This window comes from Halogeometricum limi (assembly GCF_900115785.1).
In the GTDB taxonomy this organism is placed as follows: Archaea; Halobacteriota; Halobacteria; order Halobacteriales; family Haloferacaceae; genus Halogeometricum; species Halogeometricum limi.
Window position 1 is genome coordinate 18685 of sequence record NZ_FOYS01000004.1, and the last position, 25871, is coordinate 44555.

The 25871-nt window shown below is 67.7% G+C and carries 25 protein-coding genes and 1 tRNA gene; 7 read left to right on the forward strand and 19 right to left on the reverse strand.

Annotated elements, in window-relative coordinates:
* The first annotated feature begins 30 nt into the window (after positions 1-30).
* Positions 31-1830 (forward strand): methyltransferase domain-containing protein, encoded by a 1800-nt coding sequence (locus BM282_RS11945; protein ID WP_089881242.1) that lies wholly within the window; start codon positions 31-33, stop codon positions 1828-1830.
* Here the strand turns inward: BM282_RS11945 and BM282_RS11950 are convergent.
* Positions 1808-3049, reverse strand: coding sequence for a glycosyltransferase family 4 protein (locus BM282_RS11950; protein ID WP_089881245.1), 1242 nt, complete (start codon positions 3047-3049; stop codon positions 1808-1810). The two genes, BM282_RS11945 and BM282_RS11950, sit on opposite strands and share 23 nt — an antisense overlap.
* Entirely contained in the window at positions 3050-3958 is a 909-nt protein-coding gene (locus BM282_RS11955) for a glycosyltransferase family 2 protein (RefSeq protein WP_089881248.1), read from the reverse strand.
* A 126-nt stretch (positions 3959-4084) separates the two neighbouring features.
* Here BM282_RS11955 and BM282_RS11960 point away from each other — a divergent pair, with 126 nt between their 5' ends.
* Positions 4085-5617: a lipopolysaccharide biosynthesis protein gene (locus tag BM282_RS11960; protein WP_089881251.1), complete on the forward strand. Its 1533-nt coding sequence runs from the start codon at positions 4085-4087 to the stop codon at positions 5615-5617.
* A gap of 11 nt (positions 5618-5628) precedes the next feature.
* Here the strand turns inward: BM282_RS11960 and BM282_RS11965 are convergent, their stop codons facing one another.
* The 4 genes from BM282_RS11965 to BM282_RS11980 form a co-directional block, all read right to left on the reverse strand.
* Positions 5629-6912, reverse strand: a complete 1284-nt coding sequence (locus BM282_RS11965; RefSeq protein WP_245758355.1) for a glycosyltransferase family 4 protein — start codon at positions 6910-6912, stop codon at positions 5629-5631.
* A complete protein-coding gene (locus BM282_RS11970; RefSeq protein WP_089881254.1) occupies positions 6909-8081 on the reverse strand; it encodes a glycosyltransferase family 4 protein in 1173 nt (390 codons plus the stop codon). Before BM282_RS11970 ends, BM282_RS11965 begins: the two co-directional genes overlap by 4 nt.
* Before the next feature lie 169 nt (positions 8082-8250).
* Positions 8251-8325 (reverse strand) — tRNA-Glu (locus tag BM282_RS11975).
* A 92-nt stretch (positions 8326-8417) separates the two neighbouring features.
* Positions 8418-9605: a metal-dependent hydrolase family protein gene (locus BM282_RS11980; RefSeq protein ID WP_089881257.1), complete on the reverse strand. Its 1188-nt coding sequence runs from the start codon at positions 9603-9605 to the stop codon at positions 8418-8420.
* Between the two features lie 117 nt (positions 9606-9722).
* On the opposite strand from BM282_RS11980, the gene BM282_RS11985 reads away from it, so the two are divergent.
* Complete coding sequence (locus BM282_RS11985; protein ID WP_089881260.1) at positions 9723-10457, forward strand: SDR family oxidoreductase; 735 nt, start codon at positions 9723-9725, stop codon at positions 10455-10457.
* An 18-nt stretch (positions 10458-10475) separates the two neighbouring features.
* Here BM282_RS11985 and BM282_RS11990 read toward each other — a convergent pair whose 3' ends face one another.
* The 3 genes from BM282_RS11990 to BM282_RS12000 form a co-directional block, all read right to left on the reverse strand.
* Positions 10476-11339, reverse strand: a complete 864-nt coding sequence (locus BM282_RS11990; protein ID WP_089881263.1) for an MOSC domain-containing protein — start codon at positions 11337-11339, stop codon at positions 10476-10478.
* Between the two features lie 3 nt (positions 11340-11342).
* Positions 11343-12095, reverse strand: coding sequence for an archaeal proteasome endopeptidase complex subunit alpha (psmA, locus tag BM282_RS11995; protein ID WP_089881266.1), 753 nt, complete (start codon positions 12093-12095; stop codon positions 11343-11345).
* A 120-nt stretch (positions 12096-12215) separates the two neighbouring features.
* On the reverse strand, positions 12216-12395 hold the full coding sequence (locus BM282_RS12000) for an HVO_2922 family protein (protein ID WP_089881269.1): 180 nt from the start codon (positions 12393-12395) through the stop codon (positions 12216-12218).
* A gap of 192 nt (positions 12396-12587) precedes the next feature.
* Between BM282_RS12000 and sufB the strand changes: the two genes are divergently transcribed.
* A complete protein-coding gene (sufB, locus tag BM282_RS12005) occupies positions 12588-14021 on the forward strand; it encodes a Fe-S cluster assembly protein SufB (protein ID WP_089881272.1) in 1434 nt (477 codons plus the stop codon).
* 45 nt (positions 14022-14066) lie between these two features.
* Here the strand turns inward: sufB and BM282_RS12010 are convergent, their stop codons facing one another.
* The 5 genes from BM282_RS12010 to thyA form a co-directional block, all read right to left on the reverse strand.
* Positions 14067-14444, reverse strand: coding sequence for a DUF7344 domain-containing protein (locus BM282_RS12010; protein ID WP_139229718.1), 378 nt, complete (start codon positions 14442-14444; stop codon positions 14067-14069).
* A gap of 45 nt (positions 14445-14489) precedes the next feature.
* Positions 14490-16436, reverse strand: a complete 1947-nt coding sequence (locus BM282_RS12015; RefSeq protein ID WP_089881278.1) for a bacterio-opsin activator domain-containing protein — start codon at positions 16434-16436, stop codon at positions 14490-14492.
* Between the two features lie 102 nt (positions 16437-16538).
* Complete coding sequence (locus BM282_RS12020) at positions 16539-17948, reverse strand: hypothetical protein (protein ID WP_089881281.1); 1410 nt, start codon at positions 17946-17948, stop codon at positions 16539-16541.
* Positions 17949-18018: 70 nt separating this feature from the next.
* Positions 18019-18555 (reverse strand): dihydrofolate reductase, encoded by a 537-nt coding sequence (locus BM282_RS12025; protein ID WP_089881284.1) that lies wholly within the window; start codon positions 18553-18555, stop codon positions 18019-18021.
* Positions 18552-19550 (reverse strand): thymidylate synthase, encoded by a 999-nt coding sequence (thyA, locus tag BM282_RS12030; protein ID WP_089881287.1) that lies wholly within the window; start codon positions 19548-19550, stop codon positions 18552-18554. Before thyA ends, BM282_RS12025 begins: the two co-directional genes overlap by 4 nt.
* 106 nt (positions 19551-19656) lie before the next feature.
* Between thyA and BM282_RS12035 the strand changes: the two genes are divergently transcribed.
* Both BM282_RS12035 and BM282_RS12040 read left to right on the forward strand, forming a co-directional pair.
* On the forward strand, positions 19657-20637 hold the full coding sequence (locus BM282_RS12035) for a hypothetical protein (protein ID WP_089881290.1): 981 nt from the start codon (positions 19657-19659) through the stop codon (positions 20635-20637).
* Positions 20638-20672: 35 nt separating this feature from the next.
* On the forward strand, positions 20673-21251 hold the full coding sequence (locus tag BM282_RS12040) for an MBL fold metallo-hydrolase (protein WP_089881292.1): 579 nt from the start codon (positions 20673-20675) through the stop codon (positions 21249-21251).
* 61 nt (positions 21252-21312) lie between these two features.
* Here the strand turns inward: BM282_RS12040 and BM282_RS12045 are convergent, their stop codons facing one another.
* Positions 21313-21618 (reverse strand): DUF5827 family protein, encoded by a 306-nt coding sequence (locus BM282_RS12045; RefSeq protein WP_089881295.1) that lies wholly within the window; start codon positions 21616-21618, stop codon positions 21313-21315.
* Between the two features lie 90 nt (positions 21619-21708).
* On the opposite strand from BM282_RS12045, the gene BM282_RS12050 reads away from it, so the two are divergent.
* Positions 21709-22137, forward strand: coding sequence for a DUF7522 family protein (locus BM282_RS12050; RefSeq protein ID WP_089881298.1), 429 nt, complete (start codon positions 21709-21711; stop codon positions 22135-22137).
* Between the two features lie 80 nt (positions 22138-22217).
* On the opposite strand, the gene sod is transcribed toward BM282_RS12050, so the two are convergent.
* From sod to BM282_RS12070, 4 genes are all read right to left on the reverse strand, one after another.
* Positions 22218-22817, reverse strand: a complete 600-nt coding sequence (gene sod / locus BM282_RS12055) for a superoxide dismutase (protein ID WP_089882135.1) — start codon at positions 22815-22817, stop codon at positions 22218-22220.
* Between the two features lie 102 nt (positions 22818-22919).
* Entirely contained in the window at positions 22920-23519 is a 600-nt protein-coding gene (locus BM282_RS12060) for a DJ-1/PfpI family protein (RefSeq protein WP_089881299.1), read from the reverse strand.
* A 39-nt stretch (positions 23520-23558) separates the two neighbouring features.
* The gene (locus BM282_RS12065; RefSeq protein WP_089881302.1) at positions 23559-24110 is read right to left on the reverse strand and encodes a hypothetical protein; all 552 of its coding nucleotides are present in this window, start codon (positions 24108-24110) and stop codon (positions 23559-23561) included.
* A 71-nt stretch (positions 24111-24181) separates the two neighbouring features.
* Positions 24182-25591: a cryptochrome/photolyase family protein gene (locus BM282_RS12070; RefSeq protein ID WP_089881304.1), complete on the reverse strand. Its 1410-nt coding sequence runs from the start codon at positions 25589-25591 to the stop codon at positions 24182-24184.
* Between the last annotated feature and the right edge of the window lie 280 nt (positions 25592-25871).

Sequence of the window (25871 nt, forward strand, 5' to 3'; positions counted from 1 at the left end):
GCGCTCGTCCGCCGAACTGACGCGACACTGATGCGAGACGAGGTACTCGAACGGTGGGTAAAGCAACCGGCGGCCGCTCCGATAGTGCAGTATCTCCGCGACGCGGAGAAGGAGTCCGCGTGGGAACTGTTGGGGCGGCGGGGTCGCGTCCTGGACCTCGCCTCGGAGGTGAACGTCACCCGCGGCCTCGATGCCGAACGCGTGACGCGACTCGACTTCGCCGAGGGGGCCAGCGAGTCCGCCAGAGACGCGCTCGGTGACGACGTCGACGAGTACGCCTGGACCGACCCGGAGGCCCCGACGCTTCCGTTTCCGGACGACCACTTCGACGGAGCGGTCTCGATCGGTCCGTACGACTGGCGCTTTCTGGACGTCGAACGCCTGACGGCGGAAGTCCGGCGCGTGGTCGGTTCCGAGGGGCGGTTCGTCTTCTCCGTCCCCACCCCGCGCTCGCCGTACTTCGCCGGCGGCAAACACCGGATGCGATACTACGACCCCGACGAGGCCCGCCGCCTGTTCGCTCCGCGGTGGCAGTTGGCCGACTACGACCTGGTCTACCAACTCCCGCAACGCGTCCACGCCCACGCCGGACACCTTCCGTGGTCCGTGCAGGGACCGTTCGTCGACCTCTCGGAACGACTGTCGGAGCGTCTCTCGGCGCGCGACGCGTGGGAGGACGCCTCCTATCTCGTCCTCGCCGTCGAACCGTTCGACTACGACGCGCACCTCGACGCCGCCCTCGACTGCCTCTTTCGGCCCACCCGAGAGAACGGCTTCTGGGACGGAGCGAACGAGCGGTTGCTTCGCGCACTCGATTACCGGGTCGACGCGGACGGAGAGCAGATAGTCGAGTGGACGCCGAACGACGAGAACCAGTGGCGCTACGCGACGTTCGCTCTCGCGGGCCTCCTCCAGTGGCGCGTCTCCGACCGCGGAACCGACGCCTACGACGAGAGACTCCGCTCGCAGTTGGCGCACTTCCGCGAGGCCGTCTCCGACGAGACGACGCGCGAGGAGATGCCGAGTTACGGGCTCGGCCCCCTCGTGGCCGCGTTCTCGCTCGCGTCGGACGTGTTCGACTCGGACGACGAGAGCGGAGACCACCTCGCCGTCGCTCGCGACCTGCAGGCGTACACCGCGGACCGGTTCGACTTCTCGAACAGCGAGGACAGCCTCCTCCTCTACGGGTGGACGTACCTCTACGAACGCGACCCGACCGACGCTCTTCGCGACGACGTCGTCCGCGCGATGGACGCCGTCGTCGACAGACAGGACGGCTGGGAGACGCTGTTTCTCTTCGACAACCCGACGACGCGTCGCCACCAGAATCAGATGTACACGCTGTGGGGACTCGCCCGAGCCATCGAGGTGACCGGGCTCACGGGCTATCTGGAGAACGTCGAACGCGTCCTCGACTACACCGTCGAGAACCGGATGCGAGACGACGGCGCGTTCCTCTGGGAGGACCCGACGCGGCGGATGCTCGTTGGCAACGAACTCCGGCACAGACTCCGCGGAGAGCGTTCACCGCCGCACTGGGAGTTACTCTACGAGTGCCACCAGACGTTCTTCGTCAACGCCGTCGCGCACTACTACGCCGCCGGCGGCGAGAAGAACTACGACCGCGAGGTGGGCGACGCGATGGGGTGGATATACGACGACAGCGACGGCCCCTCGCTGGTCGACCAGAGCGGTCTCGGCGTGCCGACGCGCTTCCAAACCGCCGACGGCCGAATCGACGTGCCCGGCCAGACGTTCAAGGGCGCGTACGAGGTTGGCTCGTACGTCGCCGCCCTGACGCACCTCGTCACCGGGACGGCCGAGCGGTAACCGGGCGGTTCTCGGATTCGTCTCCGTCCGGGAGCACTCCCCGTCGGACCAGTTCCCGATACTTCTCCTCGCAGAACTCGTCCCACGTCGGCACGCGACTCGCGTCCGGCGTCTCACCGGTGTCGAGCAGCGATTCGAGCGCGTCGGCCCAACTCGCCGCGTCGGGGTCGGCGACGCGGACGGCGGGCGCGTCGCCGAGAATCTCCTTCACGTAGGTGTCCGTCGAGAGACCGACGGGCGTGCGCATCCCGTACGCCTCCAACGGCGCGAGACCGTACGACATCCACGCCGGGCAGGCGAACGCGTCGGCCGACGTGTAGTAGGCGGGGAGGTCGGACTCGGCGACGTACCCCTCGAACCGCACGTGGTCGTCGAGTCCGCCGTCGGCGACGGCATCTCTGAGTCGCGCCTCGTCGTCCCCGGTGCCGCAGAGGACGAGTCCGACGTCGCGGCCGCGGTCACGCACGCGGCCGACCGCTTCGACGAGGACGCCGAGTCGCTTCCGCGAGTCGAGTCGGCTGACGCTCAAGACGGTGTGCTCGTGGTCGGTGAGCGTCCGCGTCTGCACCGCCTCGTATCGGTCGAGCCACGACCGAGAGACGCCGGGACGGACCACCTCGGGCGTCGCGCCGTACAGCCCTCGGAGTTCGGTCGCCACGCGGTTCGACCCGGTGAAGACGGCGTCGGTCTCGCGGAGGACGCGTCCTTTCACACGCTCCCAGCACTCGACTCTGAGGCGTTCTCGGACGCCCGGCCGGGGGTCGCCGTGGAACTCGCGGTGGCCGGGGACGGCGGCGACGAGTTCGTCGTACGTCCCGCGACGGCGGTGCGGAAGGTGACGGGCGTCTTCGGGGAACCAGAGGACGGAGCCGTGAACGTGCGAGACGGTGGGCGGGTCCGTCGGGAGGGTGGCGAGGGCGACGCCCGTCTCCTGTTCCGTGTAGTGCGTGAAGACGACGTCCGGCGACGCCGCGCGGAGGACGCGTCGAATCCGGCGAGCGCCGGGCAGGCGGTGCCTCGGGTCGCCGTAGACGACGACGGTGACGGCGTCCGGGAGTCTCACTTCGGAGAGGTAGTCCTCGTCGTAGCGGGGCACCGCCAGCGTCACGTCGTGACCGCGGGCCGCCAGGAACCGGGCTTCTTCGAGAACGAGTCGTTCCGCGCCACCCGGCGGCGCGAGTTCGAGACCGAAGACGACGCAGATTCGCGTTCGCGTCATTCAGTTCACCCGACTCAGCACCCGGTCGGCGAACGTCAGTCCGGTGCGTCCGAAGAGCGACGCCGCGAGGAACGCGCCTCGCTCCGGTGACGGCTCTCCCCGGAAGGCGCGGAGAAACGCGCGTATCGCCCGCGGGTCCCACGCTCGCTCTCCGAGTCTGACGCGCCCTTCGAGGGCGTTCGTGGCGGCGACGGCGCGGCGCCGGGGCGCCGGGTGGAGACCGTACACGTGAGCGTACTCCCAGAGGATGTCCCGCCGCCCGCGGACGACACCCCGAGACTTCCCGCGGGATTCCCCCGCTTCGCCGCGGGTGACCAACACCTCGTCCACGTAGTCGAACGCCGTCCGCCGCGCGAGGTCAATCATCAGGCCCAAGTCGTCGCCGCCGGGGCGGTTCGCGAGAGGGAGGACGGCGGCCAGTTCGTCGCTGTCGACGAGCATCGTCGAGGTGACGCAGGGCGAGAGGTCGAACGCGAGTGCTTGCGGGAGGACGTCGCCGCGACAGTCCGGATTCGGGAGGACGTCGTCGCCTCTTTCGAAGCACATCCCGCAGTAGGCGACGCCTACCGCGCCCTCGTCGTCCGAGTTCGACGCCTCCAACAGCGCGACCTGTTTCGAGAGCTTCGTCGGGTGGAGTCGGTCGTCGTCGTCCAACAGTTGCACGTACGCGCCGTCGGCGCGTTCGATACCGGCCATCCGGGCGGGGTTGCCGCCGCGGTTCTCCGGGAGGGCGACGTACTCGACTGGGTACTCCTCGGCGACGGGTTCGGCGTGCGCCTCCCCGGAGTCGTCCACGACCACAACCTCGACGGCGTCGTAGTCGCTCGCGAGGACGCTCTCGACGGCGTCGCGCAGTCTATCGTTTCGGTAGTAGGTGGGGACGACGACGGAGACCAGGGGGGCGGCCATGTAGCAGGGACTGCCCGCGCGGAGGTACTGTCTCTTTCGGTCGTTTCGACCGACGGCGACGGCGGCGGCGACCCGAACGACCGTTATCCGGCGCGTACCTTTGACCGGTGTCGCCGTCTCTCGACCGTGCGCTGGCCTCGCGATTTACTCTCGACGCTCCGGGGCGGTCCGCTTCCCTCCGGGTCGCTCGTCGAACGTGCCGTCAAGGGCGGCCTCTGGGCCGCCGGCACGAACGTCGGCGAACGACTCGTTCTCCTCGGGCGGTTCGTCGTCCTCGCGACGGTGCTTCCGCCCTCCGAGTTCGGCCTCTTGGGTATCGCCCTCCTCGTCGTCGCCATCTTCGAACGGCTCTCGGATTTGGGACTGGACGCCGCACTCGTCCAACGCGCCGAGGACGACGTGGACGACTACCTCGACACCGCACTCGCGATGCGCGCGGTTCGCGGCGCCGCCCTCCTCGCTCTCGGACTCGCCGTCGCCCCCCTCGCCGCCGACTTCTTCGGCGATTCGCGGCTGACTGACGTGATTCGGGTGCTGGCGCTCAGTCCGTTCCTGTTCGGCCTCCAGAACCCCGGCATGGTCTACCTCCAGAAGGAACTGGATTTCCGCAGGAAGGCCGTCTACCGGATGACCGGCGCGGTGGTCGACACCGCCGTCGCCGTCGGCTACACGTTCGTCGTCGCTCCCCTCCTGTTGAACAGAGACCCCACGGTGTGGGCGCTCGTGTTCGGCGTCGTCGCGGGTAACCTCACCCGCGTCCTCGTCTCGTACGTCGTCCACGACTACCGACCCGGACTCGGCGTCGACGTCGCGCGCGCCAGAGAACTCGTCACGTACGGCAAGTGGATGACCGGATTGAACGCGCTGGTCTTTCTCGTCACCGAGGGCGACGACATCTTCGTCGGGTGGGCGCTCGGAAGCACCGCCGTCGGGTTCTACCAGATGGCGTACCGCTTCTCGAACGCGCCGGCCACGGAGATAACGCACGTCGTCTCTGACGTGGTGTTCCCGACGTACTCGAAGCTTCAGAACGACGCCGCTCGACTCCGCGAGGCGTACTTCCGGACCCTTCAGCTCACCACGTTCGTCGCGTTCCCCGTCGCCGTCGGCGTCGCGGCCATCGCGCCGACGTTCGTCCTCACCGTGTTCGGTCCCGAGTGGGAACCCGCCATCGACGTGATGCGCGTCTTGGCCGTCTTCGGTCTCCTCCGTTCCCTCGGCGCGACGACCGGGCCGCTGTTCCAAGCGGTCGGTCGCCCGGACCTCGGCACGAAAGTCCAGTTCGGCAAACTCGTCGTGTTGGCGGCGCTCGTCGTCCCCCTGACGGACGCGTACGGCCTCGTCGGAACCGCCCTCGCCGTCGTCGGCGCGTCCGTCTGCTTCTCGGAACCCGTCTCGGCGTACCTCGCCGTCGACATCGTCGACGGCCGGTTTCGGACGCTCGCCCGCGTCGTCGGCTATCCCGCGGTCGCAAGCGCTCTGATGGCCGCGGTGGTCGTCTCGCTACAGGCGCAGGTGGGCGTCGGCGTCCTCGGTCTCGCCTTCCTCGTCGCTTCCGGCGTGGTGACGTACGCCGCCGTCGTCCTCCTCTTCGAACTCCGCCTCGGCTACGACATGCGGACGGTGGCGCGGACGCTCGCGGGCGGGTTCGGAAACTGAACTGAGAAAAGCTACGCGCCGGTCAGGTCGTCGTAGAGCGCGACGAGCGTCTCCGCGTCGTCCGCCCACGCGTATCTGTCGACGACGGCGCGACGGGCGCTCTCGCCGAGTCGGTCTCGTAACTCCGCGTCGTCGCCGAGTGCCGCGAGTGCGGTGGCCATCGCTGCCGGGTCGCTGGCGGGGACGACGCGCCCGCCGCCCGCGTCGCGGACGATTCGACCGAGCGGTCCCACGTCAGTCGCGACGACGGGGACCGAGAGCGCCATGTACTGGAACAGTTTGTGCGGCACCGTCGTCTCGGTGTGGGCGTTCGAGACGTGGGGTACGAGCCCCACGTCGCACGCCGCCATGAAGCCGGGAACGTCGGCGGCGTCGACCCAACCGGTGAAGGTGATTCGGTCACCGACGCCCGTCTCCGCGGCGAGTTCGCGAAGTCCCTGGTCGTAGCCCGGTTCGTTCGACCCGCCGACGAGGAGGAGTCGCGCGTTCGGAACGGCGTCGACGACGGCCGGAAACGCGCGGATGGCCGTCTCGATGCCTCGGTGTGGACCGAAGCTCCCGACGTAGCCGACGACGAACTCGTCGTCCGCCGCGGCGTCCCCCCGACCCGACTCGATGGGGGCGACGCGCTCCGGGTCGTACACGTCCAAGTCGACGGTGTTCGAGACGACGCTCACCGTCCGCGGGTCCGCGCCGCAGTCGCGGAGGTAGTGCGCGCGCGCCTCCTCGGCGACGGTCAGGACGCGGTCGGCGCGGGCGACGGCCCGACGTTCGAGTCGTTTCAACCGCCACACCGGGGCGACGACCGTCTGGACTCCCCGTCGCCACCGGGGCATCCCGCGCCGCCACTGCCGCACCGCCTCGGGGTAGTTCTCGTGGAGGTCCGCGACGACCGGCAGGCCGTACTCGTCGGCGACGTCCTGCGCCGTCTGGACGAGTGGGAGGTCGTGGACGTGGAGGACGTCGACGTCGTCCGTCTCCACGAAGTCGACGAGTTCGCGCCGCCAGATTCGGTCCGAGAGCGTCGCCGTGTACGCGAGCGTCTTGACGCCTCGTTGGAGGAGGCCGTACTTCTCCTGCCGCCGAAACCGGGTTACCGTCGCGCCGCCGACGCGTTCTCGCTCCGGGTCGTCGTCGCCGCCGAGACAGAGGAGCGAGACGTCGTAGCCCGCGGCGACGAGGACTCTCACCTCCTTCTCGACGCGCACGTCGGGCGGATAGTGACCCTTGAGAACCATCCCGATACGCGGCCCCGAGCGACGTTGCGACGTCTCGGACTCCGTGTCTGCGCTCATCTGCTCTGGACGCTCCGCACCGCACCGATGGCCGACTCGAACTGCGTCGGTTCGGTGTGACGAATCTCGTCTATCACCTCGAAGAACGACGCGCGGAACGCGTCGAGTCGAGTCGCCTCGTCGAAGCGGACGCCGCGTTCTCGCGCCGTCTCCGAGAGGCGTCGACGTTCGGCGACCGGTCGGTCGAAGTAGTCGACGACGCCCGAAGCGAGAGCGGACGGCGTCGCCTCGACGACCATCGAGGGGTCGACCCGTTCGACTTCGGACCGCGTCCCGACGGTGTCGGTGACGAGCGCCGGGAGTCCGGCGCACATCGCTTCGAGCGAACTCACGGGGAACGCGTCCATCCGCGACGGCTGAACGTACAGCGAGGCGTTCGAGAACGACTCCGCGAGCGAGTCCACGTAGCCGTGGACTTCGACGCCCGCCGCGTCGCCGTAGGAGTCGGGATGCCCCGCGCCGACGAGGTGGAGTTCGGCCTCTGGGTGTCGTTCTCGAACCGTCGACCATGCCTCGACTAAGAGGTCGAACCCCTTGTACGGTTCGGGCCTGCCGACGGCGACGGCGACGGTCGATTCGAGGTCCGGGTCGGTCGCTTCGAGTTCGGGCTGAACCGACTCGTCGATGTACGGGTGCGCGACTCGAACCGGCGTTCGCGGACCGACGATGTCCGCGGTGAAGTCGGCGGCGAAGTCCGAGACGGCGACGACGCCGTCGATACCCCAGTCGGCGACGCGCCGGATGGCGGGGACGCCGAACCGACCCACCAGCGACTTGACGAACGACGTGCCGACGAAATCGTCGCTTCCGACGTGGTAGAGGCCGTGGTCCGCACAGAGGTAGACGACGGTGGTGTCGGTGACCGCGCGGCCGACGAGCGCCGCGTACAGCGGAACCGACCCCTCGACGAGACAGACGTCGTAGTTCGGGAGTCTGAGTCCGTTCACCACGTCGTCGGCGACGGTTCCCGAGAGGGGGCCGGCGGAGTGTTCGCGGTAGTCTATCAGGTCCGCGCCGATGGCCTCGGCGAACCCTCTGTGGGCCGGGTGCGGGTCGAAGTACAGCATCGCGACGTCCAAGTCGAACAACTCGTCCGCCACTCCGACGTCCGTCGTCTCGCTCTCTCTCTCGACCGAGCGTCGGTCTCGGCGAACGTGTTGGGAACTCATTAGCTCGGCCGTACCGACACGTATCGGACGATTAGTTAGCTCCCGAGATACTGTGGGTTAATCGGAGAGTATCGAAAGAAAAACTATCTCAAACGCTGGACGGACGACGACCCTCGCTCGCTGATTCGAACTCCCACGCTCCGCTCTTCGGTCGTTACGTTCGCGAAAATGCTCCGGCAGGGATTCGAACCCTGGTCATCACCGTGAGAGGGTGATATGATTGGCCGGACTACACCACCAGAGCGCTTCTGCATACACTCGTATCGGATGAACGGATAAAACCATTCCGTTTCGGGACGCGTGTGCCGCACCGTGGCGCGGCACCCGCCGTCCCGTTCAGACGACGCGTTCGCCGTCCCGGTAGACGGCGTCGGCGTCGCGCCACGCCGTCACGTCCTCGTTCGGGTCCGCCTCCAGCAGCACCAGGTCCGCCCGGTAGTCCTCGGCGACGCGCCCCACGTCGTCGACGCCCAGCAACTCAGCGGCCGTCGCCGTCGCCGCTTCCAACGCCTCGGGCGCGGAGAGGCCGTACTCGGCCATCAACTCCATCTCGCGGAGGGCGTTCTCGCCGTGGAAGTTGAACGGCGTCCCGGCGTCCGTCCCCATCGCGATGGTCACGCCGGCGTCCAGCGCGTGCTCCCACGCTCGCTCGAATCGCTCTTGGGCGTCTTCGGCCTTCTCGACGGCCGATTCGGGGATTCCGGCCTCGACGCCGTTCTCGACGATTCCCTCTAACGCGCTCGCCGTCGGCACCCAGTACGTCCCCTCGCGCGCCATCAGTTCCGCGGTGTCTTCGTCCATGAACGTCCCGTGTTCGACGCTCGTGATGCCCGCGCGGACGGCGTTCTCGATGCCTTCCTTGCCGTGGGCGTGCGCCGCCGTGGGAACGCCTTTCGTCGACGCCGCGTCCACGAGTACCGCGAGTTCCGCCTCCGTGAGTTCCGGCGCGCCGGTGACGGCACCCTCGGTGAGGACGCCGCCCGTCGCCATCGTCTTGACGACGCCCGCACCCCGTTTCAGTTGCTCGCGGGCGGCCTTTCTGACCTCGTCTTCGCCGTCCGCCTCGCGGCCGAACCAGTGGCCGTGGCCGCCGGTCATGACGACGTTCCGTCCGCAGGCGACGACGCGCGGGCCGACGAGGACGCCCTCGTCGACCGCGCGCCCGGCGTCGAGCGCGAGACTTCCCGGCGCGCCGAGGTCGCGAACCGTCGTCACGCCCGCCTCGACGTTCGCGCGGAGGTTGGCGGCGGCGCGGTAACTCAGCAGTTCGCGGCTCTCGTCGTTCGCCGTCGCCACGTCGGGTCGGCCGTCCATCATCAGGTGGACGTGCGAGTCGACCAGTCCCGGCGCGACGTACGCTCCAGAAGCGTCGACCGTCTCGGTGTCGCCGTCCGCCTCCGCGCTCAGTTCCTCGCCGACCGCGAGAATTCGGCCCGTCTCGCCGTCCACTACCACGTCCGCGCGTCGCGTCCCGTCCACGTCGGCGACGTGGCCGCCCTCGAACACGAGTCGGTCTGCGTCCATAGCTCGCGGTTCGTCGCCTCCCCGCCTAAACGTCCGGGTAGCGGTAGGGTGAACGAAGTCCTCGCCGTCGCGTTCGGCGGTACGTACCGCTAAGTCGACGCCGTGAGAGAGACGACTATGCAGGAGCACTTGCGGGGACAGACCGCACTCGTGACGGGCGCGAGTTCGGGCATCGGCGCGGCGACGGCGCATCGGCTAGCCGACGAGGGAGCGAACGTCGCTCTCGTCGCGAGACGCGAGGACAGACTCGAAGCGCTGGCAGACGAACTCGAAGCCGGCCACGGCGTCGAGACGCTCGTCCACCCGGCCGACGTACGCGAAGAGACGCGGGTCGACGACGCCGTCGACGCCGTTGCCGAGCGGTTCGGTCGCCTCGACGTCGTCGTGGTGAACGCGGGTCTCGCGCGCGGGTCGGACGTGACGTCGATGACGACGGAACAGTACCGGACGATGATGGATACGAACCTCGACGGGTCGTTCTTCCTCACCCGCGCCTCCATCCCGCACCTCGCCGAGAGCGAGGGCGTTCTCGTGTTCCTCGGGAGCTTCGCGGGCCACTACCCGCGTCCGTTCAATCCCGTCTACGCGGCGACGAAGTGGTGGGTCCGCGGCTTCGCTCACAGCGTCGCCGCGAGCGCCGGTGAGGACGGCGTCGCCGTCACCGTCGTCAACCCCTCGGAGGTCAGAACCGAGTTCGCCGTGGAGGGCGAGACGTTCGCCGACCGGTTCGACGCCGGTGAGGTGACCGAGCCAGAGGAAGTCGCAGACGCCGTCGTCTTCGCGGCCAAACAGGACAACTCGGCGGTACAGGAACTGAACCTCTATCGGCGCGATAAGTTCAGCGGGTGGTGACTGCGGTGGGTCGCGGCGTCAGTCGTCCGTCGGACGCGACGCGCCGACGCGAACCTCGTCGCCCACCGACAGCGTCTCGCCCCACGAGGGTTCCGGAACCGTCGTGTTCACCATGACGCGGAAGTCGTGGTCGAACCAGTCCGAGTCGGCCCACTCGGGCATCGTCTCGCGACGCCGTCGCACGAACGTCTCGCGGAACCCGTCGTACTCCGCGCCGGTATCCGGGTGCCGGGAGGGGACGACGCACCGTTGACAGGGGTTCACGCCGACGAACTCGACGTCGCCCGCGGCGAAGGGGACGACGCGTCCTCGCCGGTCGAACAGGCGGTCCTCCCAGAACGGCGGGAGCGACCCGTCCCTCCCCCCGAGTTCGACGTTCGCGCGGAGTCGGCGGCGCATCCCGTCGGCGTCGACGCCGTCGAACCACGACGCCACCTCGCGAAGCGTCGCCGTGCTGACGACCGTCGGACCGGACGCCTCCGTGTCGTCGGGAAAGCCGCCCGCCCGGTTCTGTCGGAGCGACACGTCGTAGCCGAAGAACTCGGAGAGGAAGTCGGTGACCGCGCCGCGTTCGTCGTCGACGTCGAACGTCTCGGTTCGGTTCGGGAGCGTCACGGCGAGCGTTCGGGCGTCCGGGTCGAACTCGGTTCGGACGCGGTGCGTGCGTCGCTCGCGCTTGCCGTTCACGTACTCGCCGTCAGAATCGAAGAGGGCGAACTCTCGGTCGCCCGCGAGGCCGCCGTTGCGGACGACTCGAACCGAGTCGCGTTCGCAACCGTCGAGTGACTTCACCGGAAACGTCGTGAGGCGGCGCACGACGGCCACCGGGCCGTCGGCGTCTCGGTCCGCCGACTCGCCTCCGGGAGTCTGGTCTCTCGCCATCGCCTACTCGGCGTCGCCGTCGTCGTCGGCGCCGGGGACGTGGTCGGAGAGAACGGCGTCGACTTCGTCTTCGTCGACTTCGCGGTAGCCGTCGGCCGAGACGGTGACGACGCTCAGTTCCGCGGCGTCCAGTTCCTCGTCGGGGACGAGAAGCGACCGAATCGCGAGGCTCACGCCGTCGGAGAGCGACAGTTCCTCGGACCACTCTGCTTCGAGGAACTCCTGGATGTCGCCGCGATTCGCGCCGATGGCGACGGCCTTCCACTCCTGCGGCGCGCCGGAGGGGTCCGTCTGGAACAGACGGGCGCTCGCCCCCTCGCCCTCGCCGTCCATCCCGCCGATGAGGAGGGAGGCGCCGAACGGGCGCGTCCCGCCGCGCTGGGTGCTCTCTTGAATCATGTCCGAGAGCGACTTCGTCAGCGTCTCGACGCGGACGGGTTCGCCGTAGCGGAGGTGGTTCACCTGCGCCTCCTGTCGGGCGTCGTCGACGAGTTGCCGGGCGTCCGCGACGTGACCGGCCGTCGCCGCGCCGAGGTAGTTGTCGAGTTTGTGAATCTTCTCGATGCTGTCGGCTTCCATGAGCGAAGAACTCGTACGCCGTTGCGCGGCGAGGACGACGCCGTCGGCGGTTCGGATGCCGACGCTCGGCGCGCCTCGCTTGACCGCCTCGCGGGCGTACTCGACCTGATAGATACGTCCGTCGGGAGAGAACAGCGACGTACCGCGGTCGTACGCCTGCTGGTCGTTCCGGTTCATCACCCCTACATCCGGTCCCCGGAGGTATAAAAGCACCACCGTGGGACGATAGTACCGCATCCCGGCGACGTATTTAGGCTCGACGCGCCGACGCCGTCCCGGAACTCCCCGAACCCCGCCTCAGACCTCCTCGACGGCGGCGTCAGCGGCGTTTCGCTTCACGCTCTCGATACCTTGCTTCGCCTTCTGTTTCGTCGCGTAGCCCTCGCCGCTGTCGGCGATGATGTTGCCGTTGTCGTGGACGAGACGCCAGCGGAACTTCTCGTCTCTGTCCTCGTAGAGTTCGAAGGTCGCGGCCATGTCGACTCCTTCACGCGCCGCCGAGAAAAGCGTACTCGCGACGGACCCGCCGCCGCCCGTTCACGGCGGAACCGCGAGACGTCGTGCCCGCGGCGAGAGTCGACACGACCGAACCCCAGATACCGCGGCACTCGAAGCCTGACACCCCCTGTCGCAGATGTGTTCATATCTCCTCGGCCCCCCTCTACGAGTATGAGCACTCGCGACGAGAAACACTTCGAGACGGCCGACGTACAGAACCGGTTCGACTTCAAGATGGACCAGAAGGCCGCACTCGTCGCCGAGAAAGGCCTCACCGAGGAGACGGTACGGCTCATCTCCGAGGACAAGGGCGAACCCGAGTGGATGCTCCGGCGTCGCCTCCGCGCCCTCGAACTGTTCGACGCGATGCCGATGCCGACGGGGTGGCCGGAGATGCCCGACCTCTCGGAAGTCGACATCAACGAGATAATCCCGTACATCCGCCCCGACGTGGAGGTCCGCGGCGGCGCGAAGTCGTGGGAGGAACTCCCCGAAGAGATTCGCGACACGTTCGACAAACTGGGCATCCCCGAGGCGGAACGGAACGCGCTCTCCGGCGTCGGCGCGCAGTACGAGTCCGAAATCGTCTATCAGAACATGCGCGAGGAGTGGGAGCGCGAAGGCGTGGTGTTCATGGACATGGACAAAGCGGTGCGCGAACATCCGGACCTCGTCGAAGAGTACTTCATGACGAAGTGCGTCCCCCCGTCCGACAACAAGTTCGCCGCGCTTCACGGGGCCATCTGGTCCGGCGGGTCGTTCGTCTACGTCCCCGAGGACACGACGGTCGACATGCCCATCCAGGCGTACTTCAGAATGAACTCCGAGGGGATGGGCCAGTTCGAACACACCCTCATCGTCGCCGAGAAGGGTTCTGAGGTCCACTACATCGAGGGCTGTTCGGCACCGAAGTACTCCGCGTTCAACCTCCACTCGGGGTGTGTCGAGGTGTTCGTAAAGGAGGATGCACACGTCCAGTACTCCACGGTCCAGAACTGGTCGAAGAACACCTACAACCTCAACACGAAACGCGCTATCGTCGACAAGGGCGGTCGCATGGAGTGGATTTCGGGGTCGATGGGTTCGAAGGCGACGATGCTGTATCCGGCGACCATTCTCAACGGGAGAGGCGCGTCGGACAACCACATCACCATCGCGTTCGCCTCCGAGGGACAGGACATCGACACCGGCGCGAAGGTGTACCACAACGCGCCCGAGACGAAGTCGACCATCGTCTCGAAGTCCATCTCGCGCGGCGGCGGTCGGACGAACTACCGCGGACTCGTCCGTATCGCGCACGGCGCGACGGACTCCTCGTGCGCCGTCGAGTGCGACGCGCTCATGTTCGACAACGAGTCCACCTCGGACACGATGCCGCACATCGAGATTCACGAGTCGAAGGTCGACGTCGCCCACGAGGCGACGGTCGGTCGAATCGGCGACGACGACATCTTCTACCTCCAGTCGCGCGGACTCGGCGACGACGAGGCGAAACAGCTCATCGTCTCGGGCTTCATCGAACCCATCACCTCGGAACTGCCCATCGAGTACGCGGTGGAACTCAACCGCCTCGTCGAGTTGGAGATGGAGGGAAGCCTCGGGTAGTCGGCGACGGACTCGGGCCGCGGACGCGGCGTCGTCGGGGTCGCCTCAGTCGACGACGGACAGTTCGTCGGGGTCGGGGTCGGGGTCAGAGTCGGGTCCGGGTCTCGCCTCCGATACCGTCCACACCGGTTCAAGCGGCGGCCACGCGACGACTTCCTTCTCGACCGGGTCGTACTCTACGATACCCGCGTTCTCGAGCACCGGGAGGTGGAGGTGGTGGAACGCGATTTCGAGCGCGCGCCGGTCCTCGACCGAGTAGTTCGCTCGTCGCCCGACCTGCGAGAGGTCTGCGACCTCTTCGGTCAACTCGTCGAGGGGAAGCGGCGGTTCCTCTCGGCTCAGGACCGCGAGGATGTCTCGCCGGCGGGGGTTGTCGGTGTGGTACACCGGTGACCGTTCGGGGACACGTTGGGCTGCATCCATACGCTCTCTCGTCTCCGAACCGGCCTGAATCGTCTACCTGACTGCTCAGGTAGCGCTCCGTCCGCCACGCCCGTTTCCTCCCGGCTCATCCCCTCGGTCGCCCGGTTCAGTCTCTAACCGGTCCGCCGCGCGGAGGTACGCACCGACGACCTTTCCCTCGCCGACGCGGAGATGCTGGTGAAGCGTCGCCGACGAGACGCCGAACGTGTCGGCCAACTCCGTCCCCGTCGTCCGCCGTCTGGGCCAATCGTAGTACCCCGCCGAGTACGCCGCCCGGAGAACCGCCCGTTGCCGGGAGGTCACGTCGTCACCGCTCGCGTTCCACGGAGCGGACTCCTGCCGCGAGAGCGTCCGCTTTCGGACCACCGACGCCGACGGATATCGACTCTTCACGGCCGAGGCGAAGTGCTTGACGTTGTCTCCGGGGAGCACTTCGACGACGACGTCGCACCGTCCCGCGTCGGCCGTCACCGACCGGACGTGGGCACCCAACTCGGCCAACGAGCGGACGGGCGTGCCGCCGGAGACGACGAGTTCGAGCGTGGTGTGACCGCCGTCGTCGGAGACGGAGCGAACCCGTTCGACGCCGTCGAGCGAGGAAGCGGCGTCGACGGCTACCTCGGCCGGCGTCTCCCCGACGGTGACGTAGTGAATCGCGCGACCGGCGTCCGCCGGAACCACCTCGGCGACGGAGACGACGGCCCCGGTTTCGAGACTCACCCGACTGTAGAGGAGGTCCGGGTCGTCGAACCTGAACTGGAGGCGGACGACCCTGTCGGCCGCGAGGAGACGTCGGGCCTCCTGCCCCGCGAGGACCTGTCCGACCATCTGCCCGATTTCGGCGAGGACGTCGCGTTCCCGGTCGGTGAGTCGATCGACTCCGCACCCGAGGACGAGCGTTCCGGTCGGCGCTTCCCGGGACATCGAGACGGCGTAGACGGCGGCGACGGACGCGGGAGCGTTCGGCCACTCGACGCGTCCGACCGCTGGGAAGGCGTCGCCGTCTCCCCGCCGGTCCGTCTCGACGCGAGGCACCACGTCGTCGACGTCGTCCGGCGAGAGTCCGGCCCGAGCGAGGACGTCGCCGAACGCCGAGACGACGACCGCGAACTCGTAGTGCGGCGCGGCGACGAACGCCAGACAGACGGCGTCGAGCGTCTCCGATGGGGTCGTCCGATTCGACACCTGCCTCGTGACGCCGCGCAAGAGGTCGTCGAGGTCGACCAGTCGGGCGAGTTCGTCGCGCTGTCGTTCGAGCGTCCGTCGGTCCGCCTCTCTGTCCGTCACGTCTCTGAGGACGGCGAGGTGTTCGTGCGGGCGCACGTCCGCGACGGCGCTGAACTCGACGACCCGTCGCTCGCCGTCCGCGCGTCGGAGCGTGAACGTTCCGCTCTGCTCGCCCGCGTCGAGGAACGACGCCCACGCCGCGTCGAAGTCGAACGCCGGTGGCGCGAACGCCGCGATGGACTTCCCGAGGAGCGCGGCCCGCGAGAGACCGAACAGTTCGCACGCCGCGGGGTTGGCGTCGACGTACCGCCCGTCGTCGTCGGCCAGTACGAGAGCGTCGAGGGCTCCGTCGAACACGGCGCGGAACCGCGCTCTCTCGGCATCGGCCGTCGCCGCCGCGTCGACGAGATTCGTCACGTCGCGAGCGACGTAGAGGTAGTAGCCGTCGCCCGCGGGCGCTATCGTGAGACGGAACGTCCGGGTCTCTCCTGTCACGTCCGTCGTCGTCAGTCGCGCGTCGCTCGCGACGGCGTGTACCCGACCGGGGTCGTACGCGCCGCCCAGTACCGCGGTCACTCGCTCTCCGACGAGTGACCAGTCTGACGGACGGCCGAACGCGGGCCCGGCCGACGGAGTCGCCCACCGAATCACGCCCGTGTCGGTGACCAGGAGTACCGGGTCGGGGAGATGGTCAGCTACGAGCGACGGGAACGCCTCCGCCCCGCCGATACGGTCCTCGTGCGGGCGTTCTGTCTGCTCTCGCATACCCGGGGTAGGCGGCGTGCGAGCAAAGGTGCTCTGTGTACCTAGGCATCATGTCTACCGAACTGTCTCTTTCTTTCCGACAGTTTTCGACACACCCGTCGCTCAGTTCGTCACGAGGCCGTCGCGCGTCGCGTTCCTCGCGTTCGACACCCACGGCGGTTCGGTCACGGGGACGTCGCCGCGGTTCAGATACTGGATACTGACCGTCGCCGTCACGTCCGGATTGTCGGGCGTCTCGTAGCTTCGTTCGACCCACAGCACGATTCCCTCGCCGGTGACGAGTGCGCGACCGGTCGAGTTCTCGACGCCGGGGTACGAATCCGGCCCGAGACGGACCCAGTAGTAGGTGGTGCCGCTCTGTTCGACGCTATCTTCGACCGTCGAGTTCTCGACGGAGAGATACCAGCCGAGGTATCGCTCGATTCGGTCGGCGTAGTAGCCGTGTCGCGCCCGCGCGTCGCGAGTCGGCGTCGCGGTGTAGACGACGCCTCCCGGGAGGGGCGGACCGTCGACCCGTCGCTCCCACCGGGTCCCGCCGTCGGCGTACGCCTCCACGTCGGCGACGACGGAGGGCGGTGCCGCCACCACGCCGCTCCGGGTGACGTTCGTGACGTAGCGCGTCGGCGAGGCGACCTGAATGCGTTCTCGTCGCCACCCGGTCGCGGTCCCGTTTCTCGACTCCTGGTATCGAATCCGAACCGTGTACGACTGCGTGGTGACCCCGTCCGCGTGCGCCGCCGCGAGGCGGTAGGGGTCGGTGACGCCGTCGGTTCCCAGACCGGGCGGGAACCCGGACCCGGCGCGACCACCGGCCGCTGTCGCCGTCTCCGCCTCCGACTCGGTCGTCGGCCCCCGTTCTGCGGTCGTCGCTGTCGCCGACGCCGTCGCCGTCGCCGACGCCGCGGTACCGACCGAACGGTCGCCGCCGAGACGTTCGCTCGCGTCACCCAACGCGATTCCGGGGTTCTGCCCGTCCGTCATCCAGAACCCCCCGGCGGACCCGAGGACGGCGAGGAGGACGAGGACACCGACGAGGACCGCCGCCGAGGCGGGCAGCGGCTCGACCCACGAGAACCGGTCGGTCGAGAGCCGTTCCGCGACCGACGACGTCGCCCCGGAGTCCTCGACGAGAAGCGAGAGTCCGAGGTGCGTCGCCGCCACCTCGACTCCCCGGTCCCGAGGGAGCGCGTAGAGAAGTTGGTCGCGGAGGCCGTCGGGGTCGACGACGCGGACGCCGTCCGGTCGCGAGGAGACCGGTCTATCGACGACGAGCACGTCGACGTCCGGCGACGGGGAGAGACGGCGGGTGGCCCACCGGCCGCAGACGACGCGCACGAACCGAGATTCTCCACCGTGAACGACGGTGAGTCCGTCTCGGCTCTCGCTTCCGCCGTCGTTGACGGTCACCTCGGCACCGCGTGCGCGCCACGCCGCGGCGACGAAGTCCCGCAGTTCTCCGGTGTCGAGGCGGCGTACCGACCGTCGAAACTGCCGCCGGTCGACGGGGTGCATACCGAGACGTCGGGCGAGAACGAGTCAAGCGTTTCGGGGGGGTGATTCCGCCGGCGCACGGCCGCGACGCTCACCCGTCGCGGTCGTAGGTGACGAAGTCGAACTCGCCGCCGCGTTCTCGGTCCGTCTCGGTCCACTCCGCTTCGTCCCACTCGGGAAACCGCGTGTCGCCCTCGTAGCCGTCGTGTACTTCGGTCAGAACCATCCGGGTCGCTCGCGGGAGGAACTGTTCGTAGACGCGCCCCCCGCCGGCGACGTACACCGTCCGGACGCCCATCTCCGCGGCGGCCGATTCGGCCCGCTCGGCCGCCGCTTCGACGGAGTTCGCGAGCACCGCTCCGTCCGGGAGTTCGAGGTCACGCGACGAGAGGACGACGCTCAGCCGACCCGGAAACGGTTCGCCGATGGCCGAGAGGACGCTCTCGTACGTCTTCCGCCCGAGAATCACCGGATGGCCCGTCGTCGTCTGCTTGAAGTGCGCCATGTCGTCGGGGAAGTGCCACGGCATCCCGCCGTCGCGGCCGATGACGCCGTTCTCCGCGACGGCGGCGACGAGGACGTAGTCGACGCCGTCCGCCACCGTCGTTCGATTCTCGTCGGTCGTCATTCGGCCACCGCGAATCGAATCCCTTCGTCGGGGTCGTAGTCGTGTAACTGGACGTCGTCGTAGGTGAGTTCGTCGAGGGGGACGTCGGCCACCTCGATAGTCGGCTTCTCGCCGGGTTCGCGGGCGCACTGCGCGAGGAGGCCGGGCACGTGGTCGTAGTCTTCCTTCCCCTCGGGTTCGGCGGGTGCCGTCTCGACCACCCAGTCCCGCACGTCGAGGTAGTCCGCCTTCGACTCCACGTCGGCGAGGCGAGCCTGGAGTTCCGAGAGGTTGTCGGCGTACCACGCGCCGCGGTCACCCTCGCCGCAGTAGACGTGCGCGTCGACGACGGTGTGCGCGAACGTCCCCACCTCGAAGCCCGTCCGCTGGGCGACGGCGGTGGCGAGGAGGGCGTACGCGGCGATGTTGAACGGGATGCCGAGGGCGATGTCGCCGGAGCGCTGGGTGAGATGGAGGTTCAACCGGTCGCCCTGCACGTTGAACACGAACGAGTAGTGACACGGCGGGAGCGTCGAGACGGCGGCGTTGGCGGGGTGCCACGCGTTGACGACGATTCGCCGCGAGTTCGGGTTCTCGCGAAGCGTGTCGAGAACGTACTGAATCTGGTCGAACGTCCCCTCGTCGTTCAGCCATCGATTCGACTCGTCGGGCCACGCCTCGCCCGGCAGTCCCTCGTCGGGAACCGGGAAGCGTCGCCAGAAGCGGCCGTACGCCGTGTCGAGGTTCCCCTCGTCGTCGGCCCACGCGTCCCAGATGCCCGTCTCCTCGCCGAGCGTTCGGACGTGTTCCTCGCCGGAGAGATACCAGACGAACTCGTGGATGAGCGAGTTCCACCGGAAGCCCGAGAGGTCTTTCGTCGTGAGGAGCGGAAAGCCCTCCTGTAAGTCCACCTCGTAGTGTCGGCTGAACGCCGATATCGTGTCGACTCCGGTTCGGTTCGGCTTGTGCTGTCCGTCAGAGAGCACGTCGGTGACTAAGTCGAGGTACTGGCGCATGGTGGACTCGGTTGGGTTGTTCTCCTCGGCACTGCCCTATAGATTGTAGCGTTCCGGGAAAATTCGAGACAACAGATATACATGAACGGTCCGCGACGACAGAACGATGCCCTCCCGCCGTGCCGTCCTCGCCCTCCTCGCCACCGCACCGCTCGCCGGATGCGGCGGCGACGCCGACCAATCCGACGAATCGCTGCTGGCCGGTCGAACGCTCGCCGCCGACGCCCGCGTGGAGTTCCCATCCGACACCGGCGTCGCCCTCACCGACGACGTCGCGGACGCCGAAGCGTTCGTTCTCCCCGCAGACGCCGACGGTTACGACACCGCTCTCGACGCCCTCGACGTCGGGGTTCCGGTCGTTTTCGTCGGCCGGGGGAGTCCGGGGGACGCGATTCGTCTCTGTGAACAATCCGACCGCGCGTACGGCCTCCCGAGTCGAGCGTGGACGGCGGGCGAACGCGTCGCCGCCGTCGTCCCGTCGGGCGGACGACTCACCGCACAGTACCTCACACCCGGCACCGAGACGACCGGCGTCGAAGCGCTCCCGTGGGCCGTCAGCGAAGTACTCGACGGTTCGGCTCCGGACCTCTCGCCGTCCCCTGTCGTCGGCATCGACCTCGGGTGGGTTCGGATGGGCGGTCGAACTGACGTGGGAATCTACGACCGCTGGGACCGGGTCGTTCTCCAACGAGCGAACGGCCGCGCCCTCGTACAGACGTTCGCACGCGTCGATACGGTCGACGCCCCGTTCTGGGACCAGTACTACCTCGGCGACCTGTCGGTCGACACCGCTTTCGACGACGCTGTCGAGGCGACGGTGGCCCTTCCGGACGGAACTGAGAACTGGTCCGTGAGAACGATGCGGGGTGAAGACGGGACGAGCGTCAGTCGCGAGTTTCGGGTCGGCGGAACCGGACGGCGAACGCTCGCGTTCGGGACGAAAACGCTGGTCGAACTCGACTCGTCCTCGTCGTTCTCCTACGTCGGCAACGTCCGATTCGACTGGCGACGGAACGGGATTCTCCGAGACGACACGTGGACCGCGCACACGCCGGGGCGGCCCGTCTGGCGTCGACCGGACCAGTAGAAAGAGGAAAGTCGCGTTCGCGTCTACCCGAACGCGTGATAACCAACCTCGCGCAGGGCGTCCAAGCGTTCACGAGCAACGTCTTTCTCGTCACCGGCGACGTCACCGCACTCGTCGACGTGGGCGCGAACTTCGACGTCGTCTCTCGAATCGGAGAACACACCGACGAACTGGACCGGGTCTACCTCACGCACACGCATCCGGACCACGTCGGCAACGTCGCCGCCGTGACGGACGGATTCGACGTGGCGGTGTGGGGGTTCGACGCCGACAACCCCGACGTGGACCACGCCGTCGAAGACGGCGAGACGGTCGAAATCGGCGACGACTCCTACGTCGCCCTCCACACGCCGGGGCACAAGAACGACCACCTCTGTTTCTACTCGCGCGGCGCGGGCGTCCTGTTCGCGGGCGACCTGGTGTTCGCCAACGGCGGGTTCGGTCGGACCGACCTGGCAGAAGGTCACCGCCCGACGCTGATAGAGAGCCTCGACAGACTCCGCGAGGCGATAGACGAGGAACTGTCGGAGATGCACGTCGGCCACGGACCGAGCGTCACCCAGCGACCGTACGACGACGTGGAACTGGCCGGGCGGGCCGCGCGGATGGGGTGAGTACGACCGTGGACCGTGGACGGTGGACGGTGGACGGTGGACGTACGGACGACCGGCGAGACTACTCGTCGGCGCCCTCGGGGATGTCGTCGGCCGGACGCGACGACGACTGCACGCCGAAGTAGCCGGGTTCGTCGCCCTCCGGGTCGTTGATGACCAACTCGTCGGCGTGCGACATCAGCCACGGCACCGTCCAGACGACGATGCGGTCTTCGGTGTCCGCGTCGAGTTGCGTCTCCGGGTCGAGTCCCTGCAGGAGTCGCGCTATCTCGGGGACGGTGTACATCGTGTCCTCCGCTAAGACGTCCTCGGGGTCGTACAGGCGGTACGGGTAGAGCGTGTCGAAGTCGTCCTTCGGCCGGGGCATACCGGACAGTCGCCGGCAGAACACGTAAACTCCGTGACTCGCTCTCAGCACAATCACAATAGTTAACACGCCCCTTCGATGTCTGGAGGTATGGAACGACCCTCCGACCAGTTGCTCGACGTCGTCCAGGAGTTCGGCGGTGACGCCCTCAGAGACGTGTGGCTCTTCGACGAACACACGTCCGAACGGGTGTACGTCCGGGCGGACGTCGCAGAGACGATATCGGAGGAGGGCCTCGACGTCGAGCGGTTCATCGACAACGAGCGCTACGGGTTCGTCACGCGCCGAACGTACGAGTCGCTGTACTACGCCGACTACGGCTACACCGTCCGGAGCCTCTCCTCTTTCGAACTGTTCCGGACGTTCCTCGGAGACGAACCGCTCGGCGTCTTCGTCAGCTTCGACCCAAAGGAGGGCTGCTACGACTACAACCGACTCAACGACTCGATTGGCTCGCTCGTCGACGAACTCGGTGCGACGGCGTTCTCGATTTCGGACGAGAATCCGGAGCCGGTCTGAGAGAGACGGGCATCCGACGCCGTCGCTGCTGCTCGTCGGTGCGGCGTCGAAAGAAAGGTCGGGGTGTACGAAGTCGTCGCTTACTCGAACAGTTCGACGGCCTGGTCGTAGCGCGCGCTGGGTTCGTCCCAGTCGACGACGTCGAAGAACGCGTCGATGAAGTCGCCGCGGGCCGGGCCGTAGTCGTGGTAGTAGGAGTGTTCCCAGACGTCGAGCGCGAGAATCGGGTGCGAGCCCCAGAGTGCGCCCTGGTCGTGCTTGTCCACCACGACGTTGCGAAGCTGGTTCGAGAACGAGTCGTAGACGAGAAGCGCCCATCCGCCGGCGTTGCCGGCGGCGGCTTCGAACTCGCCCTTCCACGCCTCGTAGGAACCGAAGTCCTCGGCGATACGGTCCGCGAGGTCGCCGGAGGGTTCGTCGCCACCCTCGGGCGACATGGAGTTCCAGAAGAGGTCGTGGAGGATGTGTCCAGAGCCGTTGTGCGTGACGTTACGAATCGCACCGGGCGACGAGGAGAAGTCCTCGCTCTCGCGGTTCGACTCCAGCGTCTCCTCTGCACTGTTCCACCCGTTCACGTAGCCCTGATGGTGGGTGTCGTGATGCCACGTGAGCACCTGTTCGGAGATGCTGGGTTCGAGTGCGTCGTAGTCGTACGGCAGTGGGTCGAGTTCGTAGCTCATGGTAGATTCCTCCACCTCATCATTCCTCCTGAGTGCTGTTAAACGTTGAGGAGAGGTATGTTAACAAACACCTTTCACGTCGGCTGACCGTCCCGCAGTCGGTCAGTTTCTGCCGGGCGCGTCGACGCGAACGTACTCGATTTCGGTCGCGACGCGGTCGGCCGCTTCCGCTCCGCACTCGCGTTCGACGAGGTGGAGTGCGAGGTCGATTCCCGACGTGACGCCGCCCGCCGTGAGCACGTCGCCGTCGTCGACGAACCGCGCGTCTCGAACGTCGACGTCCATCGCCCGAAGGTCGTCGAGTGCGCTCGCGTGGGTGACGGCCGGCCGTCCGTCCAACACGCCCGCGTGGGCGAGTAACATTCCACCGGTGCAGACGCCGGCGACGACGCCGCCCGCGTCGGCGTGCGCCGCGATTGCGTCGGGAACGTCACCCGCTTCGGCCTCCATCCCGGCACCCGGTTTCGAGGCGTCGCTCCACCCGCCGCCGGGGACGAGGAGGATTCGGGAGGGGTCGGAGTCGAAGACGCCGTCGACGCCGACGCGCAGGCCGTGACTCGCCGTCACCGTCGCTCGGTCGTCGAGGGCGACGAGTCGTGCGTCGCAGTCGGCACCGAACGCACCGGCGGTCTGGAACACCTCGTACGGACCGACCGCGTCCAGTTCGTCGAACCCGTCGTACAGGAGGATATCTACGTGCATACGCTCCCTTGCGCGGGCAGTCGACAAGAGCGTTCCCGGCTACGATGCCGCCGTCGCGTTCACGGGGTTCGGCAGTCGATAGAGGTCAGCGGTGGTGTCCGCGTTCTCGAACGTCAGTAGTTCGCGGTCGTCGACGGTGACGACGGCGCGTTCGTACTCCGTCGGCAGACCCGTCGCGAGGTCCAGCGTCGTCTCGGCGCGGTCACAGTTCGAGAGGGACTCCGCCATCCGGTCGTCCTCGTCCGCGTCCGGCGGCGTCGTCACGATTGCGAGTTCGTACGTTCCCGGCGTCCGTTCCGTGACGTTCACCGAGACGCGTCTGTCGGTGTCGTGAACGACTGTCGCGTTCAGCGTCACGCCGTAGTAGTCACCGTTGGCGACTTCGTGGACCCAGCCAGCGTTCGCCGTCGGCCCCTCGTAGCAGGACGGCCCAGCGGACGAGAGCGTGTAGCCGGGTGTGTCGTCCCTGTCGTCGTCGCCGTCGTTCGGTGTCGCGAACGACCCGGCGGGCGCGCCACTCGCGAGAACGAGGCCGACGAGGAGGCCGACGGCGACGCCGGCGAGCAGTTCGGTGGAGGGCTTCGGTGCCATGGTCCGACGACAGTCTTCGTCCGAAAAAGTGTTGTGAGAGTGACCGGTCGGGGGAGACTCGCGCCCGCGACTCAGTCGTCCTCGTCGTCGCCGCGGGCGTCCTCGAACATCGAGATGGCCGCCTCTCGACGTTCGGAGTGGTCGACGACGGGTTCGGGGTAGTCGGGCGCGGCCTTCTCGCGTTCGACCGGTGACAACTCGGGCCAGTCGTGAATCTCCTCTGCGGAGGCGTCCCGGAGTTCGGGGACGAACTTCTTGATGTACGTCGCGTCGGGGTCGTATCGCTCTCCCTGCGTCGTCGGGTTGAAGATGCGGAAGTACGGTTGCGCGTCCGTCCCCGTGGAGGCCGCCCACTGCCACCCGCCGTTGTCGTTTCCGGTGTCGTGGTCCGAGAGGTACTCGCGGAAGTGCGCGTAGCCCTCGCGCCAGTCCTGAAGCAGGTCCTTCGTCAGGAACGACGCGACGATCATCCGCACGCGGTTGTGCATGTACGCCTCCTCTCTCAACTCCCGCATCCCGGCGTCGACGATAGGGTAGCCCGTCTCCCCGTCCTTCCACGCCCGCAACTCCTCGTCGTCGGTGCGCCACGCGATGTCGTTCTCGTACTCCTTGTAGTTCTCCGTGACCACGTGCGGATTGAAGAAGAGGACGTGCGTGTAGAACTCCCGCCACGCCAACTGCGACTGGAACTCCTCGACGGACTCCGACTCGTCGCCGTCGTCCGCGTCGCCGGCCGCGCGTTCGGTCGCTTCGTACACCTCGCGGATGCCGATGGTTCCCCACTTGAGGTCCGTGGAGAGGCGCGAGGTGGCGTCGCGTTCGGGGTAGTCGCGGTCCTCGGCGTAGCGGAAGATTCCGTCCTCGCAGAACGCCGCGAGTCGGTCTCTCGCCGCCTCGGTCCCCGCCTCCTGCACCGTCGCCGCCGGTTCCTCGAACCCGAGGTCCTCGATGGTCGGCATCGCCTCGCCGGAGACGTCGGCGAGTGCGTCGGCGTCCGGCGCGGGGACCGACGCCTCCTTCTCTCTGTCGCGCCACTTCTTCCAGAAGTAGGTGTACACCGAGTACGGGTCGCCCGCGTTCGTCGTGATAGACCCCGGTTCGTGGTGGATGGCGTCGTGGACGGACTCGCGGGCGACGTCCGCCTCGTTCAGCGACTGTCTGACTCGCGCGTCCCGTTCGCGCGCGAGACCGGAGTAGTCCTTGTTCCACACCACTCGCTCGACCCCGTACTCGGCGGCGAGTCGGGGGAGTTCCTCCGACGGGTCGCCGCGGACGACGAGGAGGTCCGAGTCGCGTTCGCGGTACGACTCGCGCAGTCGTTCGAGGGCGTCGAGCATGAATCGAACTCTGGACGCCCCGGCGTGCGCGAGAACGGCGTCGTCGAAGACGAACACCGGGACGACGTCACCGGCGTCCGCGGCCGTCGCGAGGCCCCGGTTGTCGGCCACCCGCAGGTCGCGGCGGTGCCAGAACAGTTGCATACCGACAGCAAGGACGACGCGACCCTCAAGCTATCGGCACTGTTCGACGCCGACGACCCCGCTGAATCGGATTCGGACCGCGAACTGTCTTCTAACTCTGACTGTTTCGCGTCTCAGTCCCGTTTGTGAGAACTTTACACGCCGGTATCGTGTGATTAGCGCGTTGTCAAGTCCGGGTTACGGTACTTAACGAACGATAGGGACGGCGAAAAAACGCCGTACCTGTCGGGAATCGGTAGTAAGTGCCCCATACCTATCCCCGGACGTCTACTCATGTTCG

Coding starts and splice junctions, on each gene's coding strand:
- BM282_RS11945 (WP_089881242.1), top strand. CDS start 31: ATGCGAGACGAGGTACTCGAACGGTGGGTAAAGCAACCGGCGGCCGCT.
- BM282_RS11950 (WP_089881245.1), bottom strand. CDS start 3,049: ATGACGCGAACGCGAATCTGCGTCGTCTTCGGTCTCGAACTCGCGCCG.
- BM282_RS11955 (WP_089881248.1), bottom strand. CDS start 3,958: ATGGCCGCCCCCCTGGTCTCCGTCGTCGTCCCCACCTACTACCGAAAC.
- BM282_RS11965 (WP_245758355.1), bottom strand. CDS start 6,912: ATGAGCGCAGACACGGAGTCCGAGACGTCGCAACGTCGCTCGGGGCCG.
- BM282_RS11970 (WP_089881254.1), bottom strand. CDS start 8,081: ATGAGTTCCCAACACGTTCGCCGAGACCGACGCTCGGTCGAGAGAGAG.
- BM282_RS11980 (WP_089881257.1), bottom strand. CDS start 9,605: ATGGACGCAGACCGACTCGTGTTCGAGGGCGGCCACGTCGCCGACGTG.
- BM282_RS11985 (WP_089881260.1), top strand. CDS start 9,723: ATGCAGGAGCACTTGCGGGGACAGACCGCACTCGTGACGGGCGCGAGT.
- BM282_RS11990 (WP_089881263.1), bottom strand. CDS start 11,339: ATGGCGAGAGACCAGACTCCCGGAGGCGAGTCGGCGGACCGAGACGCC.
- psmA (WP_089881266.1), bottom strand. CDS start 12,095: ATGAACCGGAACGACCAGCAGGCGTACGACCGCGGTACGTCGCTGTTC.
- BM282_RS12000 (WP_089881269.1), bottom strand. CDS start 12,395: ATGGCCGCGACCTTCGAACTCTACGAGGACAGAGACGAGAAGTTCCGC.
- sufB (WP_089881272.1), top strand. CDS start 12,588: ATGAGCACTCGCGACGAGAAACACTTCGAGACGGCCGACGTACAGAAC.
- BM282_RS12010 (WP_139229718.1), bottom strand. CDS start 14,444: ATGGATGCAGCCCAACGTGTCCCCGAACGGTCACCGGTGTACCACACC.
- BM282_RS12015 (WP_089881278.1), bottom strand. CDS start 16,436: ATGCGAGAGCAGACAGAACGCCCGCACGAGGACCGTATCGGCGGGGCG.
- BM282_RS12020 (WP_089881281.1), bottom strand. CDS start 17,948: ATGCACCCCGTCGACCGGCGGCAGTTTCGACGGTCGGTACGCCGCCTC.
- BM282_RS12025 (WP_089881284.1), bottom strand. CDS start 18,555: ATGACGACCGACGAGAATCGAACGACGGTGGCGGACGGCGTCGACTAC.
- thyA (WP_089881287.1), bottom strand. CDS start 19,550: ATGCGCCAGTACCTCGACTTAGTCACCGACGTGCTCTCTGACGGACAG.
- BM282_RS12035 (WP_089881290.1), top strand. CDS start 19,657: ATGCCCTCCCGCCGTGCCGTCCTCGCCCTCCTCGCCACCGCACCGCTC.
- BM282_RS12045 (WP_089881295.1), bottom strand. CDS start 21,618: ATGCCCCGGCCGAAGGACGACTTCGACACGCTCTACCCGTACCGCCTG.
- BM282_RS12050 (WP_089881298.1), top strand. CDS start 21,709: ATGGAACGACCCTCCGACCAGTTGCTCGACGTCGTCCAGGAGTTCGGC.
- sod (WP_089882135.1), bottom strand. CDS start 22,817: ATGAGCTACGAACTCGACCCACTGCCGTACGACTACGACGCACTCGAA.
- BM282_RS12060 (WP_089881299.1), bottom strand. CDS start 23,519: ATGCACGTAGATATCCTCCTGTACGACGGGTTCGACGAACTGGACGCG.
- BM282_RS12065 (WP_089881302.1), bottom strand. CDS start 24,110: ATGGCACCGAAGCCCTCCACCGAACTGCTCGCCGGCGTCGCCGTCGGC.
- BM282_RS12070 (WP_089881304.1), bottom strand. CDS start 25,591: ATGCAACTGTTCTGGCACCGCCGCGACCTGCGGGTGGCCGACAACCGG.